The sequence below is a fragment of the Adlercreutzia sp. CNCM I-6207 genome, from assembly GCF_977072305.1.
The window spans coordinates 1-11,530 of the sequence record NZ_CDRVLZ010000031.1; the positions used below are offsets into that span (position 1 = coordinate 1).

Genomic DNA, 11,530 nt, shown 5'->3' on the forward strand with positions numbered 1-11,530 from the left:
CGAATCTAGACAACTCGAATCATACCGAAGGCCGGAGCCGTGTCTTTTGGTATCTAGGCTATGCTGCTGTGAAAGTGCGCAAGAGATTGTACGTTACCGGAAGCACAATACAGCCCTGTTTAGATCGTTGCAGCTCTACGTTCGCTATTTAACTATTAGCATGGGAAGAAGTACTTCCTGATGTCGATTCCGACGCAACACCAACATTGATCATGGACTATCTGCATCCAGTTTTCAAGACAATTTGAGACGTCCCCATCACCTTCAAAGACCAGCTTTTGAGAGCGGCAACTATTTTGTCTCACGTTTCAATAGGAGATCTCGAATATATCTCGAGCAAGCACAAGGATCGCAGGAGAAACCAGGCAGACGCAATGAAGCGAGCTGCAGCAATAGATGCTGATTTGTCGCCCCCATACGAACTCGCCGCTAAGGATCTGTACGGATCGGATACTGCCAAACATTTTGCAAGTCTTCATGGTAGATTCGTGCATGACGCGCATCCGACCCTTCTGGAAGAAATAAACGACGCCCAGCAAGACTCAAGTGGAGTCACCGTATACCACTCAGAAGGATCGTACAATTTGAGCGCTGAGATCAAAGTACTATTACTTCACTTGCCCCTGCTCTGCACGTCCTATCAAGCCTTCAACGAGTACGCTAATAGCAAATATCGGTCATTGAGCCACCATCCTTATCCGGAAAACGGACGCAGCTCGAACGAGAATGCGCGATTGGACTAGCTCCGCATGATATTGCCCGATACCGACCGCTTCGCTCCCGCATATGTCTCCGTTATAAAGTGAATAGACCAACCGTCAGCGAGTACGGGCGTCGCACCTATTATAGATTCCCTCTCTTGCTTACGCGGTAATCTATAATAGGACAATTGCGGTAACTTGAAAGACTTGAAGGTCTCTTAGCATCCTTGCAGCCACATTGCCAATGATCAACTCTGCTTCGACAATCTAAGATAGAATATCTAGCATTCGAATAACGCATCACCGCAGAACCAGGAAAACAGATTAGTGCGCAAGATCGTCATTGGCATAGCAACTTTTCTTCTGGCGGCGCTCTATGCGCTGTGCTCGTTGTTGCCGCAACGGCAATGCATCGTGTGCATCAGCCGGCAGAGCGATAGCGCGCCGATCGACTTTCGACTCATTAAGGACTATTGCGAGCGCCGCGACCCGGCATGGGAAGTCATCATTCTTCCCAAGCAGCTGCGCAATCCAACGACCTACCTACTCGAGATGATCCGCCAGGTCTACTACATCGCGACGAGCCGCGCCGTGGTGCTGGACTCCTACTGCATCGTCGTCAGCCTGCTGCACGACCGCATTCGCGTGCCCGTCATTCAAATCTGGCACTCCCTGGGCAATATGAAGAGGTTCGGCTACACCGCCTTCGGCACAGACGAGGGGCATTCCGAGGCGACGGCGCGCCTGATGCACATGCACGAGGGCTACGACGCTATCGCCACCTCGTCCTTAAGCTTCGCCGACGAGTTCGCCGCCGCGTTCAACGCCGAGCCGGCCAAACTCTTCGAGGCGCCCCTCCCCCGAGTCGACCTCCTGCTGGACGAGCAGCACCGCGCCCGCCAGCGCGAGGCCATCCTCGCCGCCTACCCGCAGCTGCGCGGGCGCGATACCATCGTCTACTGCCCCACTTTCCGCAAGCAGCCGGCCGCCAACGAAGCCGAGGCCGCGGGCGCGCTCGTCGATGCCGTCGACTTCGACCGCTTCAACTTCGTCTACAAGCCGCATCCCGTGAGCAAGCAGGTCATCGACGATCCGCGCATCGTCACCATCCCCGGAGGCCAATTCGATGCCCTGTTCGTGGCCGACGTCATCATCAGCGACTACTCCACCGTCATCTACGAGGCCGGCCTGCTGGACATCCCCGTCTACTTGTACGCCTACGATTGGGCTACCTACCGGGAGAAACGCGGCCTCACTATCGATTTCGAAAACGACGTTCCCGCGCTGTTCACAGACGATCCCGACGCAATCATAAAAGCCATCGAGGACAAAGAGTTCGATGCGGAGGCCTACCGTGTCTTCGAAAACGCCAACGTCACGCTGCCGGAAAACGCGTCGTGCACGGAGACGATCTGCGAAGTCATCATCCGCGCTGCAACGCCCTGCAAGAAAAAATCCTAAGCCGGCGAGTCCTACTCGTGACTCTCATAGAATGCAATGGCGTCTTGGATGGAGCCGTCGAACTTCTTTGTGCCTTTGTCCAGCACGATACCGCGAGTGCAGAACTCTTGCGCAGCCGATGAGGAGTGGGTGACGAAGAGCACCGTCACGTTCTCGTCCTCCATGATCTCGCGCACGCGGGCGAAACACTTCTGCTGGAACTGTTTGTCCCCCACCGACAGCGCCTCGTCCACCACGAGAATCTCCGGGTCGCTGGACACGGCGAAAGCGAAACCCAGGCGCGACTTCATACCCGACGAGTAGGTGCGCACCGGCTGGTCGATGTACACGCCCAGATCGGCGAACTCCACCACCTTGGGCTCCAGCGCGGCAATCTCGTCCGCATCGAGCCCCATGGCGTGCCCGCGCAAATGAATGTTCTCGCGCCCCGTGAGCGCCATGTCGAAACCAGCCGTGAGCTCCAGAAGCGCGCTAACCGTGCCGTTCACGATCACCTCACCCTTAGTTGGGAACGTCACACCGGTAATCATCTTCAGCGCCGTCGATTTTCCCGCGCCGTTGTGCCCGAGAAACGCCACCGCCTCCCCTTTCTTTATTTCAAAAGAGAGGTCGTTGCTGGCGTTCACCTTGGTAATGAGCTTGCGCTTGTCGCGGCTGCTAAAGATGCTGAAAAACCGCTGCCGGTCGTTCTCGTACAGCTTGTAGGTCTTCGTGACATGGTCGAATTTGATGGCGACGGGCGCCTCGGCGCTAGAGGACATCGGCCACCTCCTCGTGCGTGCGCCGGTAGATCACCAGCGTGACCAGCAGCGTGACGACGAACACCACGACAAAGCCAATAATGGCCTCCGGCTTGTCCCAAATCCACATCTTGTCGTACACCGCGCAACGGTACATCGTGACAATGAACGTGATGGGATTGAGCATAAGGATCAGCTCAATAACGGGAATTCCCAGATTAAACACGTTGAAAATGATACCCGACAACCAAAAGAGAGGCGTCGAGAGCGTCTTCATCAAGTTCATAAAATCCTTGCTGATGGCCGAGAGCAAGCTTGTCACAAGCGAGAACATGTTGAAGAACACGAACATGAGCACAAGGGCCACCGGCAATTGCAGCAAATACAGATCCAACGGCAAACCGCAGAGGAAATAAACGACAAGTAGCGCCACCACAAGCCCCAGCTGAACGACGAACGTCGAAATGCTGAAGATCGTCGGAATGCCCGCAAGCGGAAACTTAATCTTCGTGACCAAATACGAGTAACGCTTGAAAACATTGATGCCCGTGCCGAGAATTTCCTGAATGTAGAACCAGGGAATAAGGCCGCCCATAAGCCAGAGGATATAGGGGACATCGGAACCCGTCTGGTCAGCGCTACGCAGCCCAACCTCGAGCGCGAACCAGAACACCAGAATGTACACCGCCGGCTTCGCGAAGAACCACAAAGGCCCCAGCACCGCGCCCGCCGACGTTTTCTTCAGATCGAACAGCCCCAGGCTCAAGATTTGCTTGCGCCATTGCCACTGTTCCTTGAGTATCTCCGAGAGCGTGCCCACGATCCTCGTTTCTCGCAACCGATAATCAGCGAGCTTCTATTCTACCATTGCTTCGCCGCCATCACAGTACCCATACGCGATTGTTCGACTGCAGGAGGCAGGATGGTGAACCGGATGGTGAACCGGGGTTGTGCCCTGAATAGCGGATCGCCCTCATGCACTCGCAGTTATTTCGCACTTCCGTTAGCCGCATCCCTCTCTTCTGCCATCATTGCCGCAACATCCTCCTCGTGATTGCCCTAGGCGGCAGGCACGACTTGAAGCCTGAATCCAAGGCAATCAAGCACATTAACAACAGTGCTGAAGCGAGGGTTGCCCGATTTGCTCAGCGATTTATAGAGGCTCTCGCGTCCGAGGCCCGTTTCCTCGGCAATAGCCTTCATGCCGCGCGATCGGGCGATAACGCCGAGCGCATCTGGCAGAATCGCTGGATCCCCCAGCTCTAGGACGGCATTGAGAAACGCGGCAACGTCCTCGCTGGAATTAACATCCAACGATGGATCCCATTCTATCCATTCGCTACTCATAGTCACGCCTCCACGACTCGTAGATCTCCTTGGCGAGTTTAATGTCCTTCGTTTGAGACGACTTCGTGCCTCCAACGAGCAGCAGGAGGAGGGCTGCGCCTTCAAGGGCGATATAGACGCGATATCCAGCTCCGAAATGAAATCTCAACTCGAATACTCCATCGCCTACCGCTTTCCAATCCCCCGTCAATGCCCCATAGTGCTTGATCTGAAGGATCCGCGCATTGATACGCGCGATCACATTGCGATCCCTGAGAGAAGACGCCCATTTCTCATAACGCGGAGATTTGACAATCCTCACAGTTGCTCACCCTTTATTGTATCTTATAGGATACTAATGTCAAGACGGAATTTGCGCTCTAAAGCGATATCCGACCTTGAGACTGTCCTCGATTCATCGAGTTAGGGCAAGCCCAGCCTTTGCTGGAATACTACCATACATTTGTTCTATTTTCAACGTACAATTACCCTTTATGCAATGCCAACAGGGAGAAGGGCAGAAGCATCCCCATTACATATCAACGCGACTTCGTCCATCTAATTCGCGCCACAGCCCGTCCTTCAACTCCGCCGCCAGCTCTGCATCGCGCAGGCGTAGGCTGCAATCGTCGGTCTTCGGGAAGGCGAGCAGCGGCAAAGAACCGTACCAAATGAGAGCGTCGTCAATAATTGCCAAACGCGTCGGCCCGTCCTCAAACCAAGTAGCTTCAATGCCAGCCTCTCTGAGCAGAGCGGCAGCGGCGGCGTCTCTGGAATCCGACCGTTCACTCGCCGCACGCTTCCGCATCGCGCAAGTCACCTCCAGACCCCTCTCGCGAGCATCCCGCAGCGCGGGCAGAAGCTTCTTTACCGCTGCCTCGCTCGCATAAGGGGCCCTCACCAAAATCGAGCGCTTCGCCTCTCGAATATCCGTTTCGAACCTACCAAGCCAATCGCCCTTCCCAATGAAAGAGCCCCCATTCGCCCCTTCATCCTCATCTGTTGACGAGCACACTTCGTAGCCAAGGTTTCCATAGGTCTTCAGCCGTTTCTTGTACATGCGCTCGAGCATGGGAACCGAAACGTCCACATAGTCGTAGACGACCACCTCGGTCTTGCCCTCGAACTCGCGATGCAGCCGACCCGACTGCTGAGTGACATTGCCGTCCCAGGCTATGGGCGTCGTCAGGAACAGCGCATCAAGCTGCGGCATATCGAAGCCCTCTCCCAGATAGCTCTCCGTCGCTACCAGAATGAAGGGCTGGCCATCTTCGGACCGCTTAGCCCTCTCGATGGCCTCGCGTCTCTGCTTGGGCGTACCCTCCCCGATCAACAGCCTCGCGTCAAGGCCGAGCGAGCGCAAAGCGTGATGGATCATCCGAGCGTGATCCTTCCGCTTCGACACCACCAAGGGCGTGCGCCCAGCCGTTACGGCTTCATGAACATCCTCAACGATCAGAGCATTTCTCTTGTCGTGCGCGCAAAGCTTCTCCAGCACTTGGGAATAGGACGCACCCGCCTCTAAGTCGGGCAACCGTATGCCCGTAAAGCGCGGCCGGAGAACCCGCCGATAATTCTGCAGCCGGGCCTGCTGCTTAGGATCGATCTGAACGCGCACCGGCCCGCAAAGCAGATAGGTAATGCCCTCCAGCCCGTCAGCGCGCTTCGGCGTAGCGCTCAGCCCGTAGACATTGCGTGCGTTCACGGCCTTCAAAATGCGCTCAAGCTGCGGCGCGGCACCGTGGTGGCACTCGTCGACGATGACGAGCCCATACTCCTTAACGAAGTCTTTCGCTCTCGGGTAACCCTCCTCATCCTTTTCAACCAAAGATTGGAAGGTAGCGATATCGATGATCCCGCTTCGTTCGTTTTTCCCTCCACCGATCTGCCCAATGGGCGATCGCTTCCGACGGCTCTTGCGACCGGTCGGAGTGAGCAACGGCGGCAGCTCCTCATCGATGTCAAGGAACTCGCCGAGCCGCGCCTTCCATTGGGGCACGAGGGCCGTCTTCGGCACAATGACCAGCGTCGGCGTCTTGAGCTGCGCTATAACGGCAGCCCCTATTACGGTCTTGCCAAACCCTGTAGGAGCCGAGAGAATCCCGTTCTCGAACCCGAGCAATCGCTCCACCGCCTCCGACTGGCCGTCCCGCAACTCGCCGTTGAAACTTACCCGAATGCCGGGCCCCACAAAGCGCTCATCACTCACTCGATAGGGAACTCCCGATTCTTTCAGAAGTTCGACCAGCTTCTTCTCAGCACCTCGCGGCAGGGCGATGTGCCCGCCGCGCTCCTCGGCAAGGCAAATGATCCTCGGTTTCCCAAACACCGATTGGCGCATGGCTTGCGCACGGTAGAACTCCGGATTGCCGAAGGCGGCAAGTCGCAGCAGCCGATTGCGCGCCGCCGGCGACAGCCCCTCCTTGGAAACGTAGAGCATGTCCGCCTTGATGATATGAACCATCGTGGGAAAGTCCCTGGGGGTCAGCAGGGCTCTCTTGGGGCACTTCCACGGCTCACCATCCGAGTCGGATCCCGCGATCTGGCGTCCGTAGGCCAATCCACCCAGCGGGCCTCCAGCGCTTCGCCTCACCACCTCTTTCGCCTTCTCTTCGCTTACTTTCACGACCTTCGAGAGAAAGAGCCACTGATCCTCGTAAGGCTCGAATGCCTTGTCCACGAACACCGAGTTCCCTTGGCGCTGAGCGGCGCCCTGAAAAGGCAGCGCTATCAAGTTTCCGAAACCTCCCGCAGGAATGGTAGACTGCGTTGGAAACATCCTGTCGTAGGAAGAAAACGAGAGCGATTCGTCATGAGCCATACCCTCGCTTATGACTGCGCTTCCCAGATCTCGCGCCAAGGAGGCCGCTATGGGCTCATCGAAGAAAATCCAAGCATGGCCACCATTGCCGGAGCGCGACCGCTCCACGGCCACCGGAACCCCCAGGCGCTCCGCCGCGTCCCGATAGGCAGAGACCGCCTTCTGCCATCCCGTTTTATCGAAATCGGCCACGAGCACCGATGTCTTGCACTCGCTATCGAGTACATAAAGACCTACAACATCCTTAAAGGAAGGATCGCGCCCTTTGAAATGGTCTATCAGCTCGCGATCATTCAGCGGCGCGAACGACCACGACGGGCAATCAGCACACTTCGACCGCACGTTCTGACACTTCGGGCACACCCCACGCGCCCATTCGTTAGCGCAGGCCGGCGCATAGGCGATGCCCCCATCTCTGCGCCGATAACCATGGGCGTGCACATCCTCGCGCCCTTTGAACAGGCTTCGGAACAACCTTAACTTGTCAGGAGCCGGGCTCGCGGCCGTAACCAGACCTTGGGCACTCGCCTCTTCATCGAATGCCCGCGACGCGCAAGACCACTCTTCGCCCGTTGCATAGCGCCGCTCGCCTTCGGGTGATTCGCATAGCACAACTGCGGACACCAAGCCGTCCCTAACATGGGGAATTATTCCAAGGCACGTATAGAGCCGTCCATCGAAGAGCGCGTATTTGGACAGCTCCCCCATCCCCTACCGCCCGTGCCTGCCGTACCAGCGGGGCTTGTCTTCTTGGCGGGTGTGGCGGCCGTGGTAGTGATGGCGCAGGACTTGGTCGAAGATGCCGAGGCGCCACAATATCAAAAACGACCCCAGCAGCATGATGGCGATCATGGCCCACACCGCAATGCCGTGGGAGTTGCTCATGACCCAGGCGCCCACGCCCAGAAGCGCCGTCCAGGCGTACACGATGACGACGCTCTTGCGCACGCCATAGCCTTTGCGCAAAAGCATGTGGTGCAAGTGCTTGCGGTCGGCCTGCTGGATGGGCTGGTGATGGTACAGCCGCCGGATGATGGCCGCCGCCGTGTCGGCGATGGGAATGGCGGCGATCACGAGCGGCACCGCCAGCACGATGACCGTCGGCGAGCGCATGACGCCCATAAGCGAGATGACGCCGATCATGGCGCCCAGAAGCAGCGAGCCGGAATCCCCCATGAAGATGCTCGCCGGAGCGAAGTTGTAGCGCAGAAACGCCAGCGTCGCCCCCAGCAATATGATGGACAGCATCGCGGTCTCTTCCAAACCACGCCCGAAGGCGATCAGGAACAGAAAGAACGATGCGATGGCCGCGATGCCCGCCGCCAGGCCGTCCAGACCGTCGATGAGGTTGATGACGTTCATGAAGCACACGAGGTACAGCACCGTGAGCGGATAGGACCACCAGCCGAACTGGATGAACCCGGCGCCCAGAGGGTTTGCAATGCTCGACAGCAGAAGCCCCGAGGCCGCGATGATGGTCGCCCCCAGAATCTGCCCGGCGAACTTCACGCTGGGCTTGAGCGAGTACACATCGTCCATGGCGCCCACGCACACGATGGTGAGCAGGCCGCACATCACACCAGCATGGTTGATGGCCCGATCGGTGCCGTGGATGTAGAACCCGGCCCAGCCGAAGAAGTACTCCCCGGCCACTTCCACGATGAGCGCCGCCGCGATGCCCGCCGCCATGGCGATGCCACCCATGCGCGGCGTGGGGCGCTTGTTGACGCGCCGGGCGCTCGGGTAGTCGACGGCATCCAAACGCAGGGCGAGCCTCCGTGCCAACGGGACGCACAGATACGTCACAACGAAGGCAAGGAGGCCCAGCACCAGGAAATGTCGCAGAGTTACTCCCACGCGGCGCGCATACGGCCTAGAACTCGAGGCCGCGGAGCCACTCGGTGAGCTCGGCCAAGGTCTCGTCGGTCACGCCCAGGCGCTGCTCGCGCTCCTGCAGGTACTTCTCACGCTCCACGAACTGCGCCAGCTGCTCGTCGGAGAACTCGCTCATATCGATGCCCCGCACGTCCACGACGCGCTTCGCGAAGTCCGGCAGCTTGTCGTTCATAGCCGTGATCTTCACCACATCGCCCGTGTGCGGCGCCTCCACGTAGTAGCCGTCGCCCAGATACATCGCCACGTGGTGCACGTCCCCGCCGTCGGCAAAGAACAGCAAGTCGCCCGGAAGCAGCTCCTCGAAGGGCACTTCCACGCCCACCTCGCACTGGTAGTAGGTCGTGCGCGGCAGCTCGATGTTGAACACCTCGCGGTAGCAGTACTGCACCAGACCCGAGCAGTCGAAGCCGGCCGGCGTCGTGCCGCCCCACAGATACGGCACGCCGAGGAACGAGTTCGCGCAGGCGGTCAGGTCGTTCAGCGTGCGGGCCTCGCGCACCGGCAGGGGCTGGCCCGTGGCGATGAGCGTATCGAAGCCCTCAAAGCGCTCGGCGTCGATGGCATCCTGATGCTGCTGCATCGGCGTGTCCGCCGCGGGCATGGAGGGCTTCTCCAGATACACCGGCACGTGGTAGAGCTCCTCGGCCGCCGCCATCTGCTGGCCCCACTCGGCGAGCGCCTGCTGGTACTCGCTCGTGCGGGCGACGTAATCGCGGTACTCGGCCACGAGCGCCTCGTATTCCACCTTGTCGGTCACCGGATCGAGGTACTTGTCCAGCCCCGTAACCTCGTCCTTCACCGGCAGCACGAAGGTGTCGGCCAGCTCGTAGGTCAGCGGCACGTCGAAACGGGTGAGGTCGTAGGTCTCGATGAGGTCCTGCAGCTTCTCGGAGTAGAAGATGTCCGTGGCGTAGCGGCCCACAAGGAAGTCGCAGGCGTCCACGAAACTGTCGGAGTTCGACTTGCGCGCGCCCGCGTAGAAATCGCCCATGGAGTTGCTGAGCAGGTCGGCGTAGTCGGAAAGCGACTCGTCCACCGTCTCGTACTGACGGAAGTCGCTCATGATGGTGTAGGTGGCGCCGGTGCCGTCGTCCTCGCGGGTGGGCAGCTGCACCGAGTTTCCGTGGTAGGTGCCCTTGATGCCGAACAGGTTGTTGTTCGGCGCCTGGGCCAGCGTGGAATTGCCGGAGGCGGACTCCAGGATGGCCTGGGCGATCATAACCGACGCGTACAGGTCGTTCTCGGCGGCGATGGTGCGGGCCGACTCGCCCACCAGAGAGATGAACTTCTCGGTGGTGAGGTCCTCGCTGTAGTGGCGCGCCACGTAGGCCGAGTTGTCGATGTGCGTGAAGGAGATGGAAGGCACTGTGACGGCCACCTGCTTGAGGGGCGTTTGGGCCTGACCCTTGATGACGGCAGCGGTGTGCGACTCGTCCGTCACGCCGCCGGCGTTGCCGGGCCTCTGCTGGCCGGAATCGACCGGGTTATCCGTATCGATGATCGGCTCGTCCGGTTCCGCAGGCTGCTCGGGATCGGTAGGATCGGTAGGATCGACGGGATCCACTGGCTCGGCAGGATCGACAGGATCGGTCGGCTCCGTTGGGTCGGTAGGCTCGGCCGGATCAGTGGGCTCGACAGGATCAACCGGATCACCAGGTTCGGTCGGCTCTACGGGCTCAACAGGATCGGTAGGCTCCGCAGGATCAACGGGATCGGCCGGGTCGACAGGAGCAGTCGGATTCTCTGGATTGTCCGGATCAGCCGGCACCTCGGGAACGACCGGCTCCTCCACATCCGGCGTTTCAGGCTGCGCAGGCGTCTTTGCAGGCTCCTCAGATTCCGGCGTGGTCTCCACAGGAGCGGGAACAGGCTCGGGCTCCGGCTCAGAAACCGCCGTCATCTCGGACTCCGGCACCGTCGGCTCATCATCGACCGCAAGGCTCCACAACTCGGCGCGCTGCGCCTCGGTCAGGCCGCCGAACTTGTCGGCATGACCCGCCATATAGTCAACGCAAGACTTATAGAGGGTCTTGCCTTCTTTGATCCAGACAAGCGCTTCCTCGTAATTGGCCGGAATGTCATGATCCCGGTCGTCCTTAACCGTGTGCCCGTCGCCGTTGTCGGCATAACCGGTGGTGTACGTTGCGGCCACGCCGCCCACAGGGGCAACGACTAGAGCCGCAGCAGTAAGAATAGATACTGCCTCCCTCGGTGAAGTCATCGTGCCTCCTCAGTAGTTGTCGTTTCGCGTTTGCGCATTTGAGTGCGCAAAACCAGGGCAAATTTTTTGCCTTGAAGCCCGCATTATAGCGCGAAGGGAAGACCTGTCCAACCGATAAAATCGATGCATTTGGCAAACGTTGAGCGACCGTCTCGGCGAATTACCTGGTCATACACTCCTATTTGCATCTCTGATCTGGCATTTTGTCACATAACCCGCAAAATGGCGTCTCAAAGACCTCATATTCAACTTCCCGGCGCCGCGGTGAGTAGTAACCTCTCGCGGTACCATCGATCACCTGGCTTGGTACCGGCGATCAGCAAAAGGCGGTACCGCGAGTAGGCTGTCTCGGTACCGCTAATCA

Annotated in this window: 8 protein-coding genes; 1 reads left to right on the plus strand and 7 read right to left on the minus strand. The window is 58.8% G+C overall.

Features of this window, described 5'->3' with window-relative positions; all coding sequences use genetic code 11:
• Nucleotides 1–1,028 precede the first annotated feature (1,028 nt).
• Nucleotides 1,029–2,162 (plus strand): CDP-glycerol glycerophosphotransferase family protein, encoded by a 1,134-nt coding sequence (locus ACW4QM_RS11145; protein ID WP_197745939.1) that lies wholly within the window; start codon nt 1,029–1,031, stop codon nt 2,160–2,162.
• Between the two features lie 11 nt (nt 2,163–2,173).
• On the opposite strand, the gene ACW4QM_RS11150 is transcribed toward ACW4QM_RS11145, so the two are convergent.
• From ACW4QM_RS11150 to ACW4QM_RS11180, 7 genes are all read right to left on the minus strand, one after another.
• Entirely contained in the window at nt 2,174–2,923 is a 750-nt protein-coding gene (locus ACW4QM_RS11150) for an ABC transporter ATP-binding protein (RefSeq protein ID WP_173113766.1), read from the minus strand.
• Nucleotides 2,913–3,722 (minus strand): ABC transporter permease, encoded by an 810-nt coding sequence (locus tag ACW4QM_RS11155; RefSeq protein ID WP_231699492.1) that lies wholly within the window; start codon nt 3,720–3,722, stop codon nt 2,913–2,915. Before ACW4QM_RS11155 ends, ACW4QM_RS11150 begins: the two co-directional genes overlap by 11 nt.
• 239 nt (nt 3,723–3,961) lie before the next feature.
• Entirely contained in the window at nt 3,962–4,249 is a 288-nt protein-coding gene (locus ACW4QM_RS11160; RefSeq protein WP_173113772.1) for an addiction module antidote protein, read from the minus strand.
• Nucleotides 4,242–4,550, minus strand: a complete 309-nt coding sequence (locus tag ACW4QM_RS11165) for a type II toxin-antitoxin system RelE/ParE family toxin (RefSeq protein ID WP_197745940.1) — start codon at nt 4,548–4,550, stop codon at nt 4,242–4,244. Before ACW4QM_RS11165 ends, ACW4QM_RS11160 begins: the two co-directional genes overlap by 8 nt.
• A gap of 210 nt (nt 4,551–4,760) precedes the next feature.
• On the minus strand, nt 4,761–7,673 hold the full coding sequence (locus tag ACW4QM_RS11170) for a TOTE conflict system archaeo-eukaryotic primase domain-containing protein (protein WP_173113775.1): 2,913 nt from the start codon (nt 7,671–7,673) through the stop codon (nt 4,761–4,763).
• An 87-nt stretch (nt 7,674–7,760) separates the two neighbouring features.
• Nucleotides 7,761–8,906: a glycosyltransferase family 4 protein gene (locus tag ACW4QM_RS11175; protein WP_173113778.1), complete on the minus strand. Its 1,146-nt coding sequence runs from the start codon at nt 8,904–8,906 to the stop codon at nt 7,761–7,763.
• 16 nt (nt 8,907–8,922) lie between these two features.
• The gene (locus ACW4QM_RS11180; RefSeq protein WP_455798459.1) at nt 8,923–11,166 is read right to left on the minus strand and encodes an NlpC/P60 family protein; all 2,244 of its coding nucleotides are present in this window, start codon (nt 11,164–11,166) and stop codon (nt 8,923–8,925) included.
• Nucleotides 11,167–11,530 lie beyond the last annotated feature (364 nt).